25 protein-coding genes are annotated in these 20943 nt (G+C 73.0%); 17 read left to right on the forward strand and 8 right to left on the reverse strand.

Going from position 1 to position 20943, the window contains the following annotated elements; genetic code table 11:
- Positions 1–80: 80 nt before the first annotated feature.
- The gene (locus ABTY15_RS31345) at positions 81–995 is read right to left on the reverse strand and encodes a diacylglycerol kinase (RefSeq protein WP_350602602.1); all 915 of its coding nucleotides are present in this window, start codon (positions 993–995) and stop codon (positions 81–83) included.
- A gap of 161 nt (positions 996–1156) precedes the next feature.
- On the opposite strand from ABTY15_RS31345, the gene ABTY15_RS31350 reads away from it, so the two are divergent.
- The gene (locus ABTY15_RS31350; protein WP_350602606.1) at positions 1157–2449 is read left to right on the forward strand and encodes an RNA-guided endonuclease InsQ/TnpB family protein; all 1293 of its coding nucleotides are present in this window, start codon (positions 1157–1159) and stop codon (positions 2447–2449) included.
- Here ABTY15_RS31350 and ABTY15_RS31355 read toward each other — a convergent pair.
- Positions 2424–4046 carry an FAD-binding oxidoreductase gene (locus ABTY15_RS31355; RefSeq protein ID WP_502893635.1) on the reverse strand — a complete coding sequence of 541 codons (1623 nt, stop codon included), beginning with the start codon at positions 4044–4046 and terminating at the stop codon, positions 2424–2426. The two genes, ABTY15_RS31350 and ABTY15_RS31355, sit on opposite strands and share 26 nt — an antisense overlap.
- Positions 4047–4066: 20 nt before the next feature.
- Between ABTY15_RS31355 and ABTY15_RS31360 the strand changes: the two genes are divergently transcribed.
- The 5 genes from ABTY15_RS31360 to ABTY15_RS31380 all read left to right on the forward strand — a co-directional run bounded on the left by ABTY15_RS31360 (position 4067) and on the right by ABTY15_RS31380 (position 9175).
- Complete coding sequence (locus tag ABTY15_RS31360) at positions 4067–4693, forward strand: TetR/AcrR family transcriptional regulator (protein ID WP_350602613.1); 627 nt, start codon at positions 4067–4069, stop codon at positions 4691–4693.
- A complete protein-coding gene (locus ABTY15_RS31365; RefSeq protein ID WP_350602615.1) occupies positions 4690–6357 on the forward strand; it encodes a glycerol-3-phosphate dehydrogenase/oxidase in 1668 nt (555 codons plus the stop codon). Before ABTY15_RS31360 ends, ABTY15_RS31365 begins: the two co-directional genes overlap by 4 nt.
- Before the next feature lie 109 nt (positions 6358–6466).
- Positions 6467–6877: a GntR family transcriptional regulator gene (locus ABTY15_RS31370; RefSeq protein WP_350602622.1), complete on the forward strand. Its 411-nt coding sequence runs from the start codon at positions 6467–6469 to the stop codon at positions 6875–6877.
- Positions 6874–8052: a DUF1648 domain-containing protein gene (locus ABTY15_RS31375; protein WP_350602623.1), complete on the forward strand. Its 1179-nt coding sequence runs from the start codon at positions 6874–6876 to the stop codon at positions 8050–8052. Before ABTY15_RS31370 ends, ABTY15_RS31375 begins: the two co-directional genes overlap by 4 nt.
- A gap of 43 nt (positions 8053–8095) precedes the next feature.
- A complete protein-coding gene (locus ABTY15_RS31380; RefSeq protein WP_350602627.1) occupies positions 8096–9175 on the forward strand; it encodes an alpha/beta hydrolase in 1080 nt (359 codons plus the stop codon).
- A 54-nt stretch (positions 9176–9229) separates the two neighbouring features.
- Here the strand turns inward: ABTY15_RS31380 and ABTY15_RS31385 are convergent, their stop codons facing one another.
- A complete protein-coding gene (locus tag ABTY15_RS31385; RefSeq protein ID WP_350602629.1) occupies positions 9230–9688 on the reverse strand; it encodes a hypothetical protein in 459 nt (152 codons plus the stop codon).
- Between the two features lie 55 nt (positions 9689–9743).
- Positions 9744–10037: a hypothetical protein gene (locus tag ABTY15_RS31390; protein WP_350602632.1), complete on the reverse strand. Its 294-nt coding sequence runs from the start codon at positions 10035–10037 to the stop codon at positions 9744–9746.
- Between the two features lie 177 nt (positions 10038–10214).
- Between ABTY15_RS31390 and ABTY15_RS31395 the strand changes: the two genes are divergently transcribed.
- Positions 10215–10790, forward strand: coding sequence for a TerD family protein (locus ABTY15_RS31395; RefSeq protein ID WP_350602635.1), 576 nt, complete (start codon positions 10215–10217; stop codon positions 10788–10790).
- Between the two features lie 62 nt (positions 10791–10852).
- On the opposite strand, the gene ABTY15_RS31400 is transcribed toward ABTY15_RS31395, so the two are convergent.
- Positions 10853–12154, reverse strand: coding sequence for an FAD-dependent monooxygenase (locus ABTY15_RS31400; RefSeq protein ID WP_350602637.1), 1302 nt, complete (start codon positions 12152–12154; stop codon positions 10853–10855).
- A gap of 210 nt (positions 12155–12364) precedes the next feature.
- Between ABTY15_RS31400 and ABTY15_RS31405 the strand changes: the two genes are divergently transcribed.
- The 3 genes from ABTY15_RS31405 to ABTY15_RS31415 all read left to right on the forward strand — a co-directional run bounded on the left by ABTY15_RS31405 (position 12365) and on the right by ABTY15_RS31415 (position 15873).
- Entirely contained in the window at positions 12365–14404 is a 2040-nt protein-coding gene (locus tag ABTY15_RS31405; RefSeq protein ID WP_350602641.1) for an oxidoreductase, read from the forward strand.
- 110 nt (positions 14405–14514) lie between these two features.
- Positions 14515–15072, forward strand: coding sequence for a PadR family transcriptional regulator (locus tag ABTY15_RS31410; RefSeq protein WP_350602644.1), 558 nt, complete (start codon positions 14515–14517; stop codon positions 15070–15072).
- A gap of 90 nt (positions 15073–15162) precedes the next feature.
- Complete coding sequence (locus tag ABTY15_RS31415) at positions 15163–15873, forward strand: hypothetical protein (RefSeq protein ID WP_350602647.1); 711 nt, start codon at positions 15163–15165, stop codon at positions 15871–15873.
- A 75-nt stretch (positions 15874–15948) separates the two neighbouring features.
- On the opposite strand, the gene ABTY15_RS31420 is transcribed toward ABTY15_RS31415, so the two are convergent.
- Positions 15949–16464, reverse strand: a complete 516-nt coding sequence (locus ABTY15_RS31420) for a YybH family protein (protein WP_350602651.1) — start codon at positions 16462–16464, stop codon at positions 15949–15951.
- A gap of 20 nt (positions 16465–16484) precedes the next feature.
- On the opposite strand from ABTY15_RS31420, the gene ABTY15_RS31425 reads away from it, so the two are divergent.
- A complete protein-coding gene (locus ABTY15_RS31425) occupies positions 16485–16787 on the forward strand; it encodes a winged helix-turn-helix transcriptional regulator (RefSeq protein WP_350602653.1) in 303 nt (100 codons plus the stop codon).
- Positions 16788–16851: 64 nt separating this feature from the next.
- On the forward strand, positions 16852–17274 hold the full coding sequence (locus tag ABTY15_RS31430; RefSeq protein WP_350602683.1) for an SgcJ/EcaC family oxidoreductase: 423 nt from the start codon (positions 16852–16854) through the stop codon (positions 17272–17274).
- A 35-nt stretch (positions 17275–17309) separates the two neighbouring features.
- Here the strand turns inward: ABTY15_RS31430 and ABTY15_RS31435 are convergent, their stop codons facing one another.
- Entirely contained in the window at positions 17310–17672 is a 363-nt protein-coding gene (locus ABTY15_RS31435) for a PASTA domain-containing protein (RefSeq protein ID WP_350602658.1), read from the reverse strand.
- Between the two features lie 110 nt (positions 17673–17782).
- A complete protein-coding gene (locus tag ABTY15_RS31440; protein WP_350602660.1) occupies positions 17783–18163 on the reverse strand; it encodes an HGxxPAAW family protein in 381 nt (126 codons plus the stop codon).
- A gap of 92 nt (positions 18164–18255) precedes the next feature.
- On the opposite strand from ABTY15_RS31440, the gene ABTY15_RS31445 reads away from it, so the two are divergent.
- From ABTY15_RS31445 to ABTY15_RS31465, 5 genes are all read left to right on the forward strand, one after another.
- Positions 18256–18747, forward strand: coding sequence for a MarR family transcriptional regulator (locus ABTY15_RS31445; RefSeq protein WP_350602666.1), 492 nt, complete (start codon positions 18256–18258; stop codon positions 18745–18747).
- 120 nt (positions 18748–18867) lie between these two features.
- On the forward strand, positions 18868–19002 hold the full coding sequence (locus ABTY15_RS31450; RefSeq protein ID WP_350602668.1) for a hypothetical protein: 135 nt from the start codon (positions 18868–18870) through the stop codon (positions 19000–19002).
- A 111-nt stretch (positions 19003–19113) separates the two neighbouring features.
- Positions 19114–19662: a uridine kinase family protein gene (locus ABTY15_RS31455; protein WP_350602670.1), complete on the forward strand. Its 549-nt coding sequence runs from the start codon at positions 19114–19116 to the stop codon at positions 19660–19662.
- A 277-nt stretch (positions 19663–19939) separates the two neighbouring features.
- Entirely contained in the window at positions 19940–20491 is a 552-nt protein-coding gene (locus ABTY15_RS31460) for a hypothetical protein (protein ID WP_350602673.1), read from the forward strand.
- Complete coding sequence (locus tag ABTY15_RS31465; protein ID WP_350602674.1) at positions 20488–20850, forward strand: winged helix-turn-helix domain-containing protein; 363 nt, start codon at positions 20488–20490, stop codon at positions 20848–20850. The genes ABTY15_RS31460 and ABTY15_RS31465 overlap by 4 nt, the downstream gene beginning before the upstream one ends.
- The last annotated feature ends 93 nt before the right edge of the window (positions 20851–20943 follow it).

Here is a 20943-nt window from a genome sequence, read left to right on the forward strand (position 1 = left end):
ATAAGCCAATGACGCCCGTGACACCCATGAGGGCGTCACGCCCGTGACGCCCGCCCCAAGCCGGCCGGCCGTCTCCGGGCCTACGGCACCAGCAGGTGCAGGGCGCCGGGGGTGACCGTCACCTCCACCGGGAGCGGGGCGATGAACTCGCCGTCGGCGTAGGCGGTGATGGCGGGGGATTCGATCCGCAGGGACGGGGTGCGGTGGGTGGTGACCTCCGGGTGTCGGGTGTGGGTGCCCTTGAAGATGGTGGGGAAGAAGCGGGCGATGCGCAGCCGGGGCATGGCGGCGACGAGGGTGAGGTCGAGCTGGCCGTCGTCGGGGAGGGCGCCCGGGCAGATGAGCATGCCGCCGCCGTAGCTGCGGGTGTTGCCGACGGCGGCGAGGGTGAGGTCGCGTTCGATGACGGTGCCGTCGGCGAGGGTGACACGGAAGGGCAGCGGGCGCAGGTTGGCGAACTCGGCGAGGATGGCGAGGTTGTAGCGCATCCGGCCGCGCGGCCAGCGCAGCCGGTTGGCCCGGTCGCTGACCAGGGAGTCGAAGCCGGTGGCGAGCACGGAGCCGAACCAGCGGGTGGTGCCGTCGGCGGCGGTGATCCGGCCGAGGTCGACGGTGCGGACGCGCCCGGCCGCGATGACGTCGGCGGCGGCTTCGGGGTTGTCGCGGGGCAGGCCGTACTCGCGGGCGTGGTCGTTGCCGGTGCCGGCGGGGATGACGCCGAGCGGGACGCCGGTGCCGGCGAGGGCCTGGAGGGCGAGGTTGATCATGCCGTCGCCGCCGACGGTGACGAGCGCGTCGACGCCGTCCGCGACGGCCTCGCGGGCGAGGCGCAGGGCGTCCTCGGGGTCGCGGCCGGTGTGCGGGTCCACCTGGAGGCCGAGGGCGCGCAGCCGGGCGACGGCCCGGTGGGCGGCGGGTGCGGCGTGGCCGGCACCGGCCGCCGGGTTGCCGAGGACGGCGACCCGGCGGACGGCTGGTCTCGGGTCGTTGCTCACCTTTGATCTCCCAGGGTGCTCCGGCCTTCAGGCCGGGGAGGTGGGGGTCCCCCCGCCCGGAGGGTGGGGGAGGGTCCTTGGGCCGGAGCCGCGAAGCGGCGGAGTGATCTTCGGTGGTTCTGACGTGAGTTGTTGTCGGTGGCCCTCGGTAGGTTGATCTCGTGCATCTGCGGTACTCCTTTCGCATCTACCCGACGGTGGGTCAGCGTGCTGCGCTGGCTCGGACGTTCGGGTGTGCTCGGGTGGTGTTCAACGACGCCTTGGCGGCGCGGAAGGAGGCCCGCAGGAGCGGACTGCCGTACCCGAAGGCCACGTACTTGCAGAAGTCCGTGATCACGGCGGCGAAGAAGACCACCGAGCGGGCGTGGCTGGCGTCGGTGGGTGTGGACCCGCTGATCCAGTCCCTGCGGGATCTGGACACGGCCTACCGGAACTTCTTCGACTCGGTGTCCGGCAAGCGGGCTGGTCGGCCGATCGGGCTTCCCCGGTTCAAGTCCAAGCGGGACGCGCGGCAGTCCCTGCGGTTCACGCGCAACGGGTTCCGCATCCGGAGCAACGGCAAGTTGAACCTGGCGAAGATCGGTGACGTACGGGTGAAGTGGTCCCGTGTGCTGCCCGCGGATCCGTCGTCCGTGACGATCGTGCTGGACCCGTCCGGCCGGTACCACGCCAGTTTCGTCGTGGACGTCGAGCCGGACCACCTGCCCGAGGTCGATGCCGAGGTCGGCATCGACCTCGGGCTGACCACCTACGCCGTCCTCTCGGACGGCAGCGTCATCGACAACCCGCGCTTCCTCCGCAAGGTCGAGAAGAAGCTGAAGGCCGCGCAGCGGGAGCTGTCCCGCAAGGCCAAGGGCAGCAGGAACCAGGAGAAGGCCCGCCGGAAGGTCGCCAAGGCGCACGCCAAGGTGGCCGATACCCGCATGGACTGGCTGCACAAGCAGACGACCAGGATCATCCGCGAGACCCAAGCGGTGTACCTGGAGGATCTGAACGTGCGCGGCCTCGCCCGTGGCCGTCTGGCCAAGTCCGTCCACGACGCCAGATGGTCCACCTTCCGGCGACTGCTCGAAGAGAAGGCAGCTCGCTACGGGCGCACCGTCCACGTTGTGCACCGCGCCTTCCCGTCCTCCCAGCTGTGCTCGGCGTGCGGGCACCGTGACGGACCCAAGCCCCTCGCCGTCCGCGAGTGGGCCTGTGGTGCGTGTGGTGTGCTGCATGACCGTGACCTCAACGCTGCTCGAAATATCCTGGCCGCCGGGCAGGCGGACAGGCTAAACGCCCCTGGAGGGCCGGTCAGACCCGGCGTGGCGATCCCACGCCAGGCACGGCCCGTCGAACGGGGAACCCACCTCGGCGACCTGCGAAGCACGGGTGTCCGTGCCGCAGGCGCGGGAGGAATCCCCGCCCTTCAGGGTGGGGAGGATGTCAAGGGATCAGCTTGCCGGGGTTGAGGATGCCCGCCGGGTCGAGTTCGGCCTTGACGGCGCGCAGGATGCGCACGCCGAGGTCGCCGATCTCCTCGGTCATCCAGGGCCGGTGGTCGGCGCCGACGGCGTGGTGGTGGGTGATGGTGCCGCCGGCGGCGATGATGGCGTCGCCCGCGGCCCGCTTGGCGCCGGCCCAGCGGGTGAGCGGGTCCTCGCCGAGGGCGGCGACGACGGTGAAGTAGAGCGAGGCACCGGTCGGGTAGACGTGCGAGATGTGGCAGAGCACCAGCGCGCCGGGCAGGGCGGTGGTGAGCGCCTCGGTGACGGCGACCCGCAGGTGGGGCAGCCGGCTCCAGTCGGCGGCGGTCTCCATGGTTTCGCAGAGCGCGCCCGCGTTGAGCAGCGAGTCGCGCAGGTAGGGGGCGTTGAAGCGGCCGTGTTCCCAGGCGCGGGCGGGGGCCTCGCCGAGGGTGGTGCCGCCGGCGGCGAGCAGGGCGTCGCCGGTGAGCCGGTGGCGGGCGGCGACCTGTTCGGCGGTGCCTTCGAAGACGGTGACGGCGAGGCAGCCGCTGACGGCGGGGGCGCCGCCGATCTGCTCGGTCGTGGCGAGGTTGACCATGGTCTCGGCCTCGTCGGAGAGCCGGATGACGGTCGGGCCGGTGCCCTGCTGTTCGACGGCGCGCAGCGCGGCGGTGCCGGTGGCGAAGTCGGGGAAGCTCCAGGCCTCGTAGGACTTCACGGCGGGCAGCGGGTGAACGCGCAGGCGGACGGCGGTGATCACGCCGAGGGTGCCTTCGGAGCCGAGGAAGAGTTCCCGCAGGTCGGGGCCGGCGGCGGAGGCGGGGGCGCGGCCGAGGTCGAGCACGCCGACGGGGGTGACCACGCGCAGGCCGCGGACCATCTCGTCGAAGCGCCCGTGGCCGGCGGAGTCCTGGCCGGAGGAGCGGGTGGCCGCGAAGCCGCCGATGGTGGCGTAGCGGAAGCTCTGCGGGTAGTGGCCGAGTTCCCAGCCGCGTTCGGCGAGCAGCGCCTCCGCCGCCGGGCCGGTGAGGCCGGCGCCGAGGACGGCCTCGCCGGAGGTCTCGTCGAGGTCGAGCAGCTGGTCGAGGCGGCGCAAGTCGAGCGAGACGACGGCGCGCAGCCCGCCGCGCTCGGGGTCGAGGCCGCCGACGACGCTGGTGCCGCCGCCGAACGGGACGACGGCGATGCGGCGTTCGGCGCAGAGCGCGAGGACGGCGGCGATCTCGTCCTCGTCGCCGGGCAGGACGACCGCGTCGGGCGCGTCCTGCGGCCCGCGGCTGCGGCGGCGCAGCAGGTCGGGGGTGGACTTGCCGCCGGCGCGGGGGAGCCGGTCGGCGTCGGCGGCGCTGACGTGGGCCTCGCCGACGGTGGCGGCGAGGGCCTTGAGGTCGTCCTCGGCGAGCCGCGACGGGTGCAGTACGACCTCGTCGGCGGTGGGTCCGGGGGCCGCGTCGCCGGTGACGCCGAGGGCCGCGGCGAGCAGGCCCTTGATGTCGGCGGACAGCTCCTTGGCCAGGGCCGGGTCGCCCCAGGCGTCCCACTTCATCGGGGGGAGCGGCAGCGCGGCGCCGGCCGCTTCCGCTTGCGTCTCAGGTGCCATGCGTTACAGTTTCACACATCATGTCAAGTAGTAACGCCGAACATGCCGACCTTCAGCGCGCCACGCAGCCGCGCAGCACCGACGACGCGATCCTGGACGCCGCCGCCGACCTGATCGTCCATCTCGGCGTGCGCCGGACGCAGTTGGCGGAGATCGCCCGCCGCGCCGGGGTGAGCCGCCCGACCGTCTACCGGCGCTGGCCGGACGTCCGGGCGGTGATCGGCGCGCTGCTGACCCGGGAGATCCTCGCCGCCTCGGAGGGCGTCGCCCTGGAGGCGCACGGGCGCGGCGCCGTCATCGACCGCGAGACCCTGGTCGACGGGGTGGTCGAGGTCGCCGTCCGGCTGCGCGACCACCCGGTGCTCGGTGCCCTGCTGCACTCCGCCGACTCCGACCTGCTGCTGGAGTACGTCGTCGAACGGCTCGGCACCAGCCAGCGCGGCCTGCTGGAGGCGTTGCGGGCCGGCATCGAGCAGGGGCAGGCGCACGGCTCGGTCCGGGCCGGCGAGCCGGTCGAACTGGCCGCGATGGTCCTGCTGATCGCCCAGTCCACCGTCCAGTCGCACCGCATGGTCGCCTCCCTGCTGCCCGAGGCGGCCTGGCGGCGCGAGCTGGCCAGAGCACTGAACGGATACCTCGCGCCATGACCTCGACGGCCGACGGACGGAACGACGGGCGGAACGCCAACCAGAACGCCGACCGGAACGGCGGACGGAACGCCGACCGGAACGGCGTCCGGAACAGGGGACGGAGCGCCGGGCCGGCCTCCGGGCCCTTCGCGGGCACCAGCCGCCTCAACGCCGTGCGGCGCCGACTGGAGCTGGACGCGCTCGCCGACGACCCGCGCGTCGACCTGCTGGTGATCGGCGGCGGCGTCACCGGCGCCGGAGTCGCCCTGGACGCCGCCTCCCGCGGCCTGCGCACCGTCCTCGTCGAGGCCCGCGACCTGGCCTTCGGCACCAGCCGCTGGAGCTCCAAGCTGGTGCACGGCGGCCTGCGCTACCTCGCCTCGGGCCGGATCGGCGTGGCCCGGGAGAGCGCCGTCGAACGCGACGTGCTGATGACCCGCACCGCCCCGCACCTGATCCGCGCGCTGCCCCAACTGGTGCCGCTGCTCCCGGGGTTGCTGCGCCCCGGGCAGGCCTCGCTGATCCGGGCGGGCTTCCACGCGGGGGACCTGCTGCGGCTCACCGCGGGGACGCCGGGCGCGCTGCTGCCCCGGATGCGCCGGGTCGACGCGGCGCGGACCCGGCACCTGGTGCCGGGCGTCCGGGCGGCCGGGCTGTCCGGCGCTCTGGTCGCGCACGACGGTCAACTCGTCGACGACGCACGGCTGGTGGTGGCGCTGGCCCGGACGGCCGCGCAGTACGGCGCGAGCGTGCTGACCAGGGTGCGGGCCGAGCAGGTCACCGGCACCTCCGCCCGGCTGGTCGACACGGTGTCCGGGCAGTCGCTGACCGTCGAGGCGGGCACGGTGGTCAACGCCACCGGCGTCTGGGCGGGCGAGGTGGACACCTCGATCAAGCTGCGGCCCAGCCGGGGCACCCATGTCCTGGTGGACGCCGCCGCGCTCGGCCACCCCACGGCGGCCCTCACCGTGCCGGTGCCGGGCTCGACCAGCCGTTTCGTCTTCGCGCTGCCGCAGCAGCTGGGCCGGGTGGCGATCGGGCTCACCGACGAGGACGCGCCCGGCCCGATCCCGGACGAGCCGGTGCCCACCGAGGGCGAGATCGGCTTCCTCCTGGACACCGTGAACGCCGCCCTGGAGACCGCGCTGACCAGGGCGGACGTCCGGGGCGCGTACGCCGGGCTGCGACCGCTGCTGGACACCGGGGGCGGCAGCACCGCCGACATCTCCCGGGAGCACGCAGTGCTGGAGTCGCCGTCCGGGGTGATCACGGTGGTCGGCGGCAAGCTCACCACCTACCGGCGGATGGCCGAGGACGCGGTGGACACCGCCGTCCGGCTGCGGGGCCTGTCGGCGCGGGCCTGCTGGACGGACAGCCTGCCGCTGGTCGGCGCCCCCGGGCACCGGGACAGCCGCCCGGTGCCGGTCGGGGCGTTGCCCGCCTCGCTGTTCGCCCGGCACGGCGGCGCGGCGTGGGAGGTGGTGGCCGGTGGGGAGTCCGAGCCCATCGCCGACGGCCTGGACGTGACGCGGGCCGAGATCGCGTACGCCGTCACCCACGAGGGCGCGCTGGACGTCGCGGACGTGCTCGACCGCCGCACCAGGATCGGCCTGGTCGCCGAGGACGCGGACCGGGCCCGGGCGGCGGTCGAGGAGATCCTGGGGGAGTGCCAGGACTCCTGACCCCCGGGGCGTAGCCGACCGGTTCGAACGGCCCCGCAGCCCTTGCCCCTTGCCACCCGCCGTGTGCTGTTCTATATCTTATAGAGCAGGAAGACAGGCGGGAGCGGACGTGATTCTGAGCGTTGACCTGAACAGCGAGGTCCCGATCTACCAGCAGATCAGGGACCGGGTGGTCGAGGCGATCGCCTCCGGAGAGCTCGCCGTGGGCAGCCCGCTGCCCTCGACCCGGCAGCTCGCGGCCGACCTCGGCATCAACTTCCACACTGTCAACAAGGCCTACGACCTGCTGCGTCGGGAGGGCCTGCTGCTGCTCAACCGCAAGAACGGCGCGGTCGTGCAGCGTGACGCGAGCTCCGGCCCGCCGGCCGCCCACTTCACCGAGGACTGGACGGCGCGGCTGCGCACCCTGCTGGCCGAGGCCGTCGCCCAGGGCATGGGCGACCGCGAGGCGCTCGCGGCCTGCGAGTCGACGCTCGCCCGGTTCACCGTGACCGCAAGAGGACAAGGAGAGCCGGCATGACGACCGGAGAACTGCTGCCCCGCGCACTCGGCCCGTTATTGTTCCTGGTCACGGCCTGGTTAGTGCCCTCGCTGACCGGCCCGACGCTGCCCTTCGGCGTCCGGGTGCCGCCCGCACACGCGGCCGATCCGGTGATCGCCGCGCAGCGCAGGGCCTACCGCCGGTGGGTCGGCGCCGCGGGCGGGGGGTCGCTGGGCCTGGGGCTCGTGCTCGCGCTGGTCGCCGGCGACGCGTCGGCCGGATCCGACGCGTCGGCCCCCGTGGACGCCCCGACCGGCCTGCTGGACGCCCTGGCCAGCCCGGTGACCGTGCTGGGGCCGGTCGCTGCCTGCGTCGCCGGGTTCGTCCGGGCCCGGTCCGCGATCCGCTCGGTCAAGCTGCGGGAGGACTGGTACGGCGGGCTGCGGCAGGCGGTCGCCGTGGACACCTCGCTGCGGACGAGGCCGGAGCGCTTCCCGTGGCGCTGGAGCACGCCCGCCCTGGTGGTGATCGCGGCCACCGCCGTCGCCGGGGTGATCCGCTACCCGGCGATGCCGGACCGCCTCCCGCTGCACGTCGGCGCTTCGGGAGCCGTCGACCGCCTCGCCGCCAAGACCGTGTTCAGCGCCTTCCTGCCGGTGTTCGCGCAGATCGGGCTCACCGTCGTCGTGATCGGGACGACCCGGCTCGTCTTCCGCGCCCGGGCCGACCTCGACCCCGCCCGCCTCGCGGCCAGCGTGCTCCAGCACCGCGTGTTCCTCTCCCGGACCGCGATCTCGATGCAGCTCCTCGCGGCCGCCGTCGATCTGACCGTCCTCGTCGCCGCCTGGCAGACCTGGGGCGGGGCCACCACCGTCAACACCGCCGTGACCGCGGCCCCGGCGCTCGCCGGCACCGTCGGGGTGATCGCCGTCGCGGTCCGCACCGGGCAGGGCGGCAGCCGCCTGCGGGTGCTGGTGCAGGCCCAGCCCACGGCGGAGCGCACCGCGGTGCACTGGGACGACGACGACCGCTGGCGGGTCGGCGGCCTGTGCTACGTCAACCGGGAGGACCCGGCGGTGCTCGTCCCCAAGCGGTTCGGCTTCGGCTGGAGCCTCAACTTCGGCAATCCGCGCTCCCTGTTCCTGCTGCTCCCGCCCGCCCTGCTCGGCGTCCTCGTGATCTCGCTCAACCTGCTGGGCGACCTGTCCTGCTGACCGCGCATCCGCACGAACAGTCATCTGACGAACGGAGAAGAGCATGCGCCGCCACACCCGCGCCCTCGCCGGGTTCATCGCCCTGGCCACCTGCGCCGCGTTGGGCAGCACCGCCGCTGCGGCCGAACCGGCTGCCCACCAGGGCCTGTTGCCCGCGGTCGACCGCGAAGTGCAGTTCACCGCGGACGGCAGCACCACCTACGGCACCGTCCACGTCCCCGCCCACCGCCCCGGACGGCGCCTCGCGGCCGCCCTGCTGATACCCGGCAGCGGCCGGACCGACCGCAACGGCGACGAACCGCCGAACCTCGCCCCCGGCACCCTCGCCCGCATCGCCGAAACCCTCGGCGAGGACGGCGTGATGACCCTGCGGTTCGACAAGTACACGACCGGCCGGACCGGTTACGGCCGCCTGGACCACGACCGCGCCGACCTGGACATGGACGCCTTCACCCGTCAGGCCGAAGGCGCGTACGCCGCGCTGCGCGCCCAGCCGGAGGCGAACCCGCACGCACTGCTGATCGTCGGCCACAGCGAGGGCGCGCTGCGGGCGCTCCTGGTCGCACCGCACGTCCACCCCCGGCCGGCCGGTCTCGCCCTGCTCGCACCCCAGGACGAGCGCTTCCTGGACAGCCTGGAGCGGCAGCTGGACGACTCACTGGACCAGGCCGTCGCAGCCGGTGCGGTCACCCCCGCCGACGCGGTGCGCTACCGGCAGCGCATCGCCCAGGTCGTCACCGACTTCCGGGCCGGCCGGCCCGTCGACACGAGCGGCCTGCCGGACAAGCTCCCCGAGTTCCTCGACGGCGTCCTCAACCCGCAGAACGCCCGCTTCGTCCGCACCGACGACGCCGTCGACCCGACCGCGGCGGCCCGCCGCATCGCCCCCGGCACCCGGGTCACCGTCACCTGCGGCACCGCGGACGCCAACATCCCCTGCCCGACCGTCCCGCCGCTGCTGGCCGCGCTCACCGACGCCGGTACGACCGGGCCCGGGCTGCGCGTCCTGCCCGGGGTGGACCACTTCCTCCACCCCGCCGGCGCCCCCGCGGACGGCGGGCCGCTGGCACTCCCGGCCACGGCGGCCCTGCACGAGTTCAGCCGGCCCTGGCGCACCCGGTAACGGTGGGTACTCGGTAATGGTGGGTACTCGGTAACGGTGCGTACCTGGTAACGGTCAGCCGGCGGTGGGCGACCAGGGGAAGGGCGCCAGGTCCGGCTCGACCCAGCCGGTCTTGGCGCGCTCGCCCGCCAGCGTCTCGGGGCGGTAGTGGCGGGCCAGCAGGTCCTTGTCGAGCAGTTCGGGGTGGCGGGCGGCGAAGGCGTCGAAGTCGTCTGCCACCTCCGCGGCCTCGGCGTCCTCGGTGGGGCGGGCGTGGTGGCCCACCAGCTCGACCCAGGCCCGGGTCATCGTGACGTGGAACTTCTGCGGCGCGCCGGCCTTGGTCGCGGTGCGCAGGATGCCGTCGCCGACCAGGTCGAGGGCGGCGGCGCTGCCGTGGCGGCGGACCGCCAGCCAGGTCAGCCGGACGTGCTCGCGGTGGCCGAAGCGTCCGGCGTCCGCCAGCACCTCCTGGAGCAGCGCGTCGAACTCGTCGGGGGAGGGGGCGTCGGGGGCGGGGGTGGTGGCGTTCATCCGACCATTGTCCCAGGTCAGCCGACCTTCCCCGGTTGGCCGAGCTTCCCCCGCCTCAGCGCCCCACCCGCTCCGGCATCGCGTGCTCCGCCCCCGCCACCTCCAGGACGCAGGCCAGCGGATGCTCCGCCGCCCCCGTGCGCTCCAGGCGCACCGCGAGTGGCGAGGACGGCTCCTCGGCGAGCTGCGCCGCCAGCGTCAGCGGGTAGTCGCCGTGCCCGTGGACCCGGTGGAAGGCGCACTCCTTGCCGTCGACCAGCAGCTCGGTCTCGGTGATCCACCCGGAGCGGATGTTGACGGTGACCGAGTGCCCGGCCCGGTCGAGGTGGAAGCTGTACCGCTGGCGCATGGGAACCTCCCGCGCGGGGCATGGAGCTCTGAGGCACGGGGGAGCACTCGCCCCGGCACGGCAAGTCTAGGCCGGGACCCTGAGGAATTCCCGGGGCGGAGCCCGACCGCAGGTGGATTCTCGTGATCTCTACAGTGTTGTAGATTCGTCCGCAGGGAGAGATCCGAGGAGGGCATTGTGGGAGTTTCGCTGGCCAAGGGCGGCAACGTCTCGCTGAGCAAGGAGGCGCCCGGTCTGAGCGCCGTGATCGTGGGCCTCGGCTGGGACGTGCGCACCACCACCGGGGCCGACTACGACCTGGACGCCAGTGCGCTGCTGTGCAACGCGCTCGGCAAGGTGGTCTCGGACCAGCACTTCGTCTTCTTCAACAACCTGAGCAGCCCCGAGGGTTCGGTCGAGCACAGCGGCGACAACCTGACCGGTGGCGGCGACGGTGACGACGAGCAGATCAAGGTCGACCTGGAGCGGGTGCCGGCCGACGTGGCCAAGGTGGTCTTCCCGGTGTCGATCTACGACGCCGACGCCCGGCTGCAGAACTTCGGCCAGGTCCGCAACGCGTTCATCCGGATCGTCAACCAGGCCAACGGCCAGGAGATCGCCCGCTACGACCTGAGCGAGGACGCCTCCACCGAGACCGCGATGGTCTTCGGCGAGCTCTACCGCAACGGCGTCGAGTGGAAGTTCCGTGCGATCGGCCAGGGTTACGCCTCCGGCCTGCGCGGCATCGCCACCGACTACGGCGTCAACGTCTGATCCTTCAGGCCTGAAGCCCACGGCCCAAGGTCACAAGGCCTCGGGCCCAGGGCCCCAACACCTCAGGCCTGCGGGGGTTTCGGCGACCGTGCCAGTGGCTGGCCGCCGAAACCCCCGCCGCCGATGAGCTGTTGCTGCCACCAGGCGGACATGCTCTGCTCGGTCATGGCCGGCCAGTCGGTCGCGGTGGTGACCTGCGCCCGGCCGAGCTTGCGGCCCAACTCCACCAACTCCCGCCCGGCCGCGGTCCGTTCGCGGTCGTACGCGGACAGCAGCGTCGACCACGACCCGCCGGTCCGGGCGGCCTCCCGCCCGGCCTGCTCGAAGGCGTACGCGTCCTGGAGGGCCTTCACCGCGCCGCTGGTGTTGTGCGGGCGCACGACGGTGGCCGCGTCCCCGCCGAGGAGCAGGCGTCCGGCGGCCAGGCGCGGGGCCGCCAGGTCGTAGAGGGGCTGGAGCAGGGTCCGTTCGCGCGGGGTGAGTCCGACCACCGCGGCCCAGTACGGCGGCAACTGGTCGGCGAGCCGGTCCAGTTCGTCGAGCTGCTGGTCGGTGAGCGACCCCGCCGGGATGCTGGTCGGCCCGGCCGGTTCCAGCCACTCGGGCGTGGGCGCGTAGAAGACCCAGTTCACCTGGGTGGTGCCGGGGTGGAGCCCCGGGATGCGGTAGATCACGACCTGGCCGCCGGGGTAGCAGACGGTGGTGCACTCGTCGCTCGGCCAGCCCCGGCCGCCGTCCGGCAGGCCGTCCTCCAGCAGGGCCGCGTCGTAGCTGCCGCGCCAGCACACGTACCCGGCGTACTCGGGCCGGGCCTCCGGGCAGACCGCCGCGCGCACCGCCGAGCGGTAGCCGTCCGCGCCGATCACCAGGTCGAACCGTTCGCCGGCGCCGCCTGCGCCCCCAGCGCTGCTCCCGCCGCCCCCGCCGCCCTCGCCGCCCGTGTCGGAGACCCAGGCGCCGTCCTGGTCGCCGCCGACCGTGGTGACCGTGGTGCCCGGCCGGAACTCCACGGTGTCGGGGGTGCGCTCGCGCAGTGCCTGCCAGAGGACGGCCCAGTGGTGGGAGTGGAACGGCATCGGCTGGTGCCAGAGCTCCCGTCCGCGCGGGTCCCGTTCGCCGGGGGAGGCGGTGACCCAGCGGCGGGTGGTGAGGCGGTGGCGGCGGACGTCGTCGCCGATCAGCCCGGCGCGGACGAGTTCGTCGAAGCGCTCGTTCTGGATGCAGATCCCGACGCCGCGGTCCTCCAGCCGGCCGGGGCTGCGTTCCAGGACGACGACCTGCTCGGCCCCGAGCCGGGCGGCGGCCCCGGCGAACGCGCTTCCGGCGATGCTGCCGCCGACCACGGCAACCGAGCCACCCCGCATGACCGTCCCCTCTCACGTCCCACGTACTCACGTACCGCGATCTTGGCATGGCGGATAGTCACGACCATACGCCGCCCGCTGTGCTTCCGTCCCCCGGATGTGCGGCCGGAACTCTCTTATGCAACTAGTTGCATAGCGGTCGGAGCGTCCCTTACCCTGCGGTAACAAGCCCGCCCCGCCCCCGAGCCCCGCCGCCCCCAGGAGACGTCGATGAGCGCCACGCCCGGCAGCCCCTACCCCCACCTGCTCAGCCCGCTCGACCTCGGCTTCACCACCCTCCCCAACCGCGTGATCATGGGCTCCATGCACGTCGGCCTGGAGGAGGCCCCCGGCGGTTACGAGCGGATGGCCGCCTTCTACGCCGAGCGCGCCCGCGGCGGCGTCGGCCTGATCGTCACCGGTGGCATCGCCCCCAACGAGGCCGGGCGCCCCTGGGAGGGCGGCGCCATGCTCACCACCGAGACAGAGGCCGACCGCCACCGCGTCGTCACCGACGCCGTGCACGCCGCCGGCGGCCGGATCGCCCTGCAGATCCTGCACTTCGGTCGCTACGCCTACCACCGCGACCTGGTCGCCCCCAGCGCGATCCAGGCGCCGATCAGCCCGTTCCCGCCCAACGAGCTCACCGCCGAGCAGGTCGAGCAGACCATCGAGGACTTCGTCCGCTGCGCCGAACTCGCCCGCCGCGCCGGGTACGACGGCGTCGAGATCATGGGCTCCGAGGGCTACCTGATCAACGAGTTCGTGGTCGCCGCCACCAACCGGCGCGAGGACGCGTGGGGCGGCGACTACGAGCGGCGGATGCGCTTCCCGGTCGAGATCGTCCGCCGGGTCCGCGAGCGCGTCGGCACGGACTTCATCATCGTCTACCGCCTCTCCATGCTCGACCTGGTGCCCGGCGGCTCCACCCTCGACGAGGTCGTCCAGCTCGCCCAGGCCGTCGAGGCCGCCGGGGCCACCATCATCAACACCGGCATCGGCTGGCACGAGGCCCGCATCCCCACCATCGCCACCTCCGTGCCGCGCGGCGCGTACGCCTGGGTGACGAAGAAGGTGATGGGCAAGGTCGGCATCCCGCTGGTCACCACCAACCGGATCAACACCCCCGAACTGGCAGAGCAGTTGCTCGCCGACGGCTACGCCGACCTGGTCTCGCTGGCCCGCCCGCTGCTCGCCGACGCCGACTTCGTCGCCAAGGCGCAGGGCGACCGCGCCGCCGCCATCAACACCTGCATCGGCTGCAACCAGGCCTGCCTCGACCACACCTTCAGCGGCCTGATCACCTCCTGCCTGGTCAACCCGCGCGCCTGCCACGAGACCGAACTCGTGCTCTCACCCACCAAGTTGCGCAAGCGCATCGGCGTCGTCGGTGCCGGTCCGGCCGGCCTCGCCTTCGCCGTCTCCGCCGCCGAACGCGGCCACCACGTCACCCTCCACGACGCCGCCGACACCGTCGGCGGACAGCTCAACGTCGCCCGGCGCATCCCCGGCAAGGAGGAGTTCGACGAGACGCTGCGCTACTACCGCACCCGGCTCGCCGAGTTGGGCGTCACCCAGCGCCTCGGCGCCACCGTCACCGCCGACCAGCTCGCCGCCGAGGAGTACGACGAGATCGTCCTCGCCACCGGCGTCACCCCGCGGACCCCGGTCGACATCCCCGGCATCGACCACCCCAGCGTGCTCGGCTACCTCGACGTGCTGCGCGACGGCGCGCCCGTCGGCGAGCGCGTCGCCATCCTCGGCGCCGGCGGCATCGGCTTCGACGTCGCCGAGTACCTCACCGACCAGGGCGACCAGGCCAGCCTCAACCCGCCCGTGTTCCAGGCCAAGTGGGGCATCGACCCGCAGTACCGCGACCGTGGCGGCCTGCGCACCCCCGAGCAGCCCGCCCCGCCGCGCAGCGTGCACCTGCTCCAGCGCAAGAGCAGCAAGGTCGGCGCCGGGCTCGGCAAGACCACCGGCTGGATCCACCGCACCGAACTCAAGCACCGCGGCGTGGTGATGGTCCCCGGCGTCGGCTACGACCTGATCGACGACGCCGGCCTGCACATCACCGTGGACGGCGAACGCCAACTGCTGCCCGTCGACACCATCGTGCTCTGCACCGGCCAGGAACCGCGCCGCGACCTGTACGAGGCGCTGCGCGAGCGCGGCCTGGAGCCGCACCTGATCGGCGGCGCCGACGTCGCGGCCGAACTCGACGCCAAGCGGGCGATCAAGCAGGGCACCGAGCTGGCCGCCACGCTGTAGCCCTCGGACGGCTCCTCCGGCGGGGTTCCTCCGGAAGGGCTCCCGCGGCGGGGTTCGTTCGACGGGGCTCGTTCGGTGGGGCTCCGTCGGTGGCCGCCTAGGATCGACCCATGTCACTGCCGCACGCCATCCTCACCGCCCTGCTGGAGAAACCCTCCTCCGGGCTGGAGCTCACCCGGCGGTTCGACAAGTCGATCGGCTTCTTCTGGCCCGCCACCCACCAGCAGATCTACCGCGAACTGGGCCGGCTGGAGGGCTCCGGACACATCCGGGCCCTCCCGCAGACCGGCCCGGTCCGCGGGCAGAAGAAGGAGTACGAGGTGCTGCCCGCGGGCCGCGCCGAGCTCGAACGCTGGACCGCCGAAGGCGCCGAACCACGCGCCGTCCGCGAACCGCTGCTGCTGCGGCTGCGGGCGGCGGCGGTGGTCGGCACCGGCGGGCTGGCGGAGGAACTGGAGCGCCACCTCGCCCTTCACCGCGCGCAGTTGGACGACTACCTGGAGATCGAGCGGCGCGACTTCCCGGCCGAAACTGTCGGGACCGCCGACGGCGCCGACACCGGGGTCAGGCTCCAGCACGCGGTGTTGCGGGCCGGCATCGGCCTGGAGACCTTCTGGGTGCAGTGGCTCGCCGACACCCTCGCCGCACTTCCCGGGGACCCTGCCTGACCTGCGCCGTTCCCTGCCCGCGCGCTCCGGGTGGACCCCGGTGGGACACTGGTCAGCAGTCCCTGCCCCACCTCTCTCCCGGGGGCCCGCATGTCCCACCCGAGGCCTCTTCACGTCCTCGCCGCCGCAGCCCTCGCCGCGGCGGCAGCCCTGGCCCCGGCCGGCCACGCCGCCGCCCAGGACCTGCCCACCACCGAGCAGCTCAAGGCGGCCCTGCTCACCGCCGCCGACCTCGGCCCGGGGTACACCGAGATCCCCTCGACCGAAAGCCCCAGCCCCGGTGAGAACCCCTCCCCGGTCAGCGGCTGCGACGCCCTGAGCAACCTGATCAACCAGCACGCCGGCGAACCCAGCCCGGCGACCCCGCACGTCGAGGTCGAACTCGACGGCCAGGACGGCAACCCGATGGTGACCGAGTCCCTCACCGCGGAGGACCAGGCCAAACTCACCGCCGACTTCAACACCGCCAGCGACGCGTTCAAGAGCTGCCACTCCCTCACCTTCAACGCCGGCACCACCGACGCGGTGACCTTCACCGTCACCCCCATCGTCCTCGGCGACCGCCCCGACGCCCCCGCCGTCCGCCTCGACGGCACCATCGCGGGCGTCCCGCTGAACGCCTACATCGGCCTCGAACGCTTCGGCACCGTCGGCATGGCCTACGGCTTCTTCCAGCGCGAGGCCGGCTCCTCCCAACTCGCGTCCATGCAGTACCGCACCGCCGTCGCCAAGGTCGAACGCACCCTCGGCACCACCGCCGGCAGCACCACACCCCCCACCGGCCCCGCCGCCTCCGTCTGACCCCAGGGCAAGCGCAAGCCCCCCGCCGAGCAAACGCCTCGGCAGGGGGCTGGCGTGGTGAGGCCGCAGTGCCTGTCATACCCCGGCCGGCGGGTGGGCGGTGCCGAAGGGGTTGTCGATCACGTAGCGCCAGTGGCCGTCGTGGCCGCGGCGGGCGACGTCGGTGGCGGTGCCGGTGAGGTGGACGGGGGTGCCGTCGGGGGTGGTGCCCTCGATGGTCCAGTCGACGATGAGGAGGGCGATGTCGTCGGCGACGTAGGTGTGCCGGGGGCGGACGGTGATGGGCAGGCCGAGGGCGAGGAAGTCGGCGCTGGCGCGGGTGAGTTCGGGGCCGGTGACGCCGACACCGGGGGTGGGGGCGAAGACCGCGCCGGGTTCGTAGACCTGGGTGACGGCGGCCGGGTCGCCGGTGTTGAACGCGGCGGCGAAGGCGGCCGGGTGTTGTGCGGGGTCGGTGGTGAGGGGGAGGCTGGTGGGGAGGAAGTCAAGCGAGCAGTGAAGCCGGGCGCGGCGTAGGTCACCAAACGGGAAGCGACGACGGCCGGTCGTGGGATGCCGAGTTGGTGCCGGACAGTCGCGGCCGGACGGCACGGCCCGAGGCGGAGTGTCCGGTGGAGCTGGCGCTGTCGGCACTGGCCGGCCGCTGGACCACCCTGGTGCTACGGGAGTTGATGCACGGACCCGCCTCCTTCGGGGAGTTGCGCGGCCGGCTGCCGGAGATCAGTCCGAAGGTCCTGGCGGATCGCCTCCACGCCCTGGAAGAACGGGAGTTGGTGTCCTGCGAGCGCCTGCGCGGCTTTCCGGTGCGGACCTCGTACCGGCTGACGGTGGCGGGCCGGGCGCTGCGTCCGCTGCTGGTGGAGCTGTACCGCACGGGAGTTGAGCTCTCGAGGACGGCGGCTCCCGGCACTTGACCTCAAGTGCACTTCAAGGTCCAGAGTGATCCGCATGACGAGCCAGCTGAACCAGGCGAAGCAGATGAACCAGGCGAACCAGGTGAACCAAGCCGAAGACCTCAAGGCCATCGAGGAGATCGTCGCCACCATCGAGCGCACCCAACGCGCCCAGGACGCCGAGGGGTTCCTCGCCCTCTTCCACCCCGACGCACTGTGGACCACCGCCCACGGCAAGGTGCTCGTCGGCCTCGCCGAGATCGCCGAGTTCACCCGCAGCGTGCTGCCGCAGGCGAGTTGGGACGGCGAGGTCACGTACGAGGTGGCGCACGTGCAGTTCCTGCGGCCGGACGTGGCGGCCGTCAAGGTGCGGCAGGTCTACCACGTGCCGGGGGGCGCCGCGGAGGGCGATTCGGAGGGCACCCCGCTGTACGTGATGACCCGCGAGCCCGACGGCCGGTGGCTGCTGCACGCCTGCCAGAACACCCAGGTGCACACCGGCAAGTAGCACGCTGCTGCGCCCGCCCTACGGCGCCCGCCCTGCTACGGGCAGGCCTCCTCGACCCGCATCGCCGCGAGGTCGACCACCTGCCCGGCGAGCACCGTCCCCGCCTCGGGGCTCTGCGAGCACACCCGCCACTCCCACTGCACCACCACGGTCCGTCCGCGGGGATCCGCGTCGTGGACGCTGACCGGGTACCACAGGGGCAGCAACGCCCGTGCGGCGAGCACGGTCTGGCCGCGCAGCTCGGGCATCGGGGCGTTCGGCGGGCTCGGTGTGGGGATGGCGTACCCGGGCCGGTCGTCCGGCGGCAGGGTGTGGGCGGGGTCGGTCATCGGATCGCAGGCGACCAGCCCGAGCACGAGCACGGCCGCCGGCACGAACAGTGTCCAGGTGCGGCGCATTGGTCTCCCCCGGTGGAATTCGCCTACGGGCACCGTGAGTTGACCGTACCCGTGGCGGGGCCCCGACAAGGCGCCCGTGACCGCCTCGCGGCCGGGACGTCGCAGTGTCGTTAGCTGCGCCGTTGGCCGCTGAGCGCCACGGGCACCGGCACCGGCGCCGGGGAGGTGTCCGGCTCGCCGGCCGCGACGGGGGTGCGGCCGGCGAGTCGGCAGCCGAGGCAGTCGGGGTGGCCCCGGCGTCCGGCGGGGTCGGGGGTGCGCCAGTGGCGGAGGTGGTGGGGCCGTGGGCCGGTGGGTTTGCCCCGGCCGGCGAGGTGGAGCAGCCAGCTGGCGACGCCGCCGAGGGCGGTGACGAGCGCGCCGAGCCAGAGTCCGGTGGGGGAGGCCAGGATGAGGGCCGCGCCCGCGATGGTGAAGCCGAGGATCGCGATGACGGATCCGGTCCAGCCTGCGACGGTGTGCCCCATGTCGTGATCGCCGTGTGCGCCCATGTCTCCTCGTTTGGTGTGATGGACGGGTGGTGGTGGACGAGTCGATCGTTTATCTCACGAGGTAAGTAACTTAGATACTAAGGAGACTCCGGGTGAAGGGCAAGCCGCGCCCCCAGGCAACCCCTGAGCAGGCGCTTTACGCGATGGACCGGATGATCGCGCTGGCCCAGTTCGGCCAGCAGGACATCGCCGCCCGGCTCGGGCTCAACGTCACTGACCTGACCTGTCTCGGCTTCGTCATCGAGGCCGCCATGGCCGGGGAGTCCATGGCCGCCGGCGACCTCGCCGAACGTGCCCAGCTCACCACCGGCGCCGTTACCGGCGTCCTCAACCGGCTGGAGAAGGCCGGCTACGCACACCGCGAGGCCGACCCGTCCGACCGCCGCCGGGTCCGCGTGGTGATGGCGGACGACGCGCAGCAGCGCATCCTCCAGGTCTACGGCCCGTTCTACGAGCGGATCGGCGCACTGTTCGCCGACTACACCCCGGACGAGGTCGCCGTCCTCGCCGACTGGTTCACCCGGGCCCGGGCGCTGATGCACGAGTCGCTGGAGGAGATCCGGGGCGGCGACGCGGCGCCGTAGGCCAACGGCCGAACAATGGGTGAAGTCGAACTGTTGGTTGACCCAAAGTCATTGACAGTGCGGCGACAAGGTGGCTTGACTGGCGGTTTCCGTGTCTGACGATCCGTAGGGGAATCCGCCATGTTCAAGACCGCTGTCGCCGCCGCCGCCCTGGTGCTGGGTGCGGCGCTGCTGTTCGCCGTCGCGCCGAGCAACGCCGCGCCCGCCCACGCCCCGCAGGCGGTCAGCGCGAACAACGGCAACCCCTGCTGCTGAGGCTCGCCTCTGAGTTTTGCCGTGCGCCCCGGGGCCGGTCCGCGCGATGCGGACCGGCCCCGGGTGCGTGAGGAGGGTGTGGCAGTGCTGCGGCCTGCCATGCTGTGTCACATGTTATTGACCCTGACCGGCGGATCCGGGGCCGGAAAGACCGCGCTGGCACGGGCGCTGGCGGCCTCGCCGGCCCGCCCCGGCCCGGTGGGCGTGCTGCACGCCGACGACTACTACTTCCCGACGCCGGGGCGAGGCGGCGTCTGGGCGCCCGATGAGTCCGGCGTCCCACGCCTGGACGTGGGGGACCCGGCCTCGGTGGACTTCGACCGGCTCACGGCCGACACCGAAGCCGCGCTGGCGGCCTCCGCCGCCGTGATCGTCGACGGACTCTTCGCCCGGCTGATCACCCCGCGCTCGCGCGGCCCGCGCCTCGACGTCTTCGTCGACCTGCCTGCGGACCTCCGGCTGGCCCGCAAGATCGACCGCAAGTGTGTTCGCGGCGACTTCCCGGTGGCCGTACTGCTGCACAACTACGTCCAGCACCGCCGGGCCGCCCACGAGCGCCACATCGAGCCCCTGCGGCCCCGCTGCGAGCTGGTGGTGGACGGCGGGCAGCCGCCCGAGGCCCTGGCCGAGCGGATCTGGTCACTGGCGCTGGCGGGGTGACGGTGCGGAGTGGGAAGTCGGACCCGCCGACTTCCCACTCCGCATCGGAAGGTCCGTCAGCTACCGGCTCAGGTCTGCCCATGACACTTCACAGATAGGTCTCTGGACACAACTGGTTTGCCATGCAAACCTCGTTCCTATGGCGACTCAACCCGTTCCGCCCTCAAGTGACCCCCGGCACCTCCTGGCAGCGACCGGGGCTCTGGTCCACCGCGTCCGCGTTGAGCAACGCGGTGCCTGGTTCCCGCTCCTGGTCTTCGCCGTCGTGAGACTCGCCGTGGCACCGATCGTCCGATACGGGCAGGGTCCCTGCGACACGGCCCACGGCCTGGGCGGGCTCTGCGTCAACTCCCTGCCCCCGGCGATGTGGTACTGGCCGGTGGCGCTGCTGCTGGCCTATGCCGCGATCAGCTGGTTCTACCTCCGACGTTCCGCCAAGCTCGGCCTGGGGACCCGGATCCGGCCCTACCTGGTGCTGGGTGTCGCACTCGCCCTGCTCATGGCCGCCGACCAGGCGTGGACGGCGGCCCACCCGGGGTTCCTCGCCGAGCCGCACGAGCCCTCGCTGTTCTCCCAGTTCGCCGACAGGCTGGTGAGCCCGGCCGGCACGATCGGGCTGGCGTTGCTGCTGCTCGCCCGGATCGAGCGGAGCTGGCCGCTGCTCGCCGTGACCTGCGGGTACCTGATCGCGATGCTCAACTCCGGTGCCCTTCCCGACCCGTCCCCGTGGGCCTTCCTCCCGAACCTGCTGCTGCAAGGCGGTGTGCTCCTGGTCGGCGGCATCGTCCTCGCTCTGCTGCACCGGTCCCAGGGGCGGTCGGCCGGATGACCGAGCACCCCACCAGCAGCCTCGACGACGTCGTGCACCAGCGCGTCCGCCTGGGCATCCTCGCGGTGGCCAAGGAGGCCCGCCGGGTGGAGTTCACCTTCCTGCGCACCACCCTCGGTCTCACCGCCGGCAACCTCTCCCAACACCTCGGTGTCCTGGAGAAGGCCGGTCTGGTCACGATCGACAAGGGTTACGAGGGCAAGCGCGCCCGTACCTGGATCCAGCTCACCAAGGCAGGCAAGAAGGCCCTGCACGACGAGATCGCGACGCTCAGGGCCCTGATCCAGCAGCTCGAAGGCGTCGAAGAACACGACGGGGGAGTCAACCCAGGCCCCGCAGCCGCTCCATCGCCGGGCTGAGACTGCTGGGGGAGCGGCCGGGCGCGGGAAGTCGGCGGACCCGGTGCGTCCGGGCATCGCGTACGAGCAGGACCTGCTGGACGGCATCGACCG

It is taken from the genome of Kitasatospora sp. NPDC097643 (genome assembly GCF_040302625.1).
Lineage (GTDB): Bacteria > Actinomycetota > Actinomycetes > Streptomycetales > Streptomycetaceae > Kitasatospora.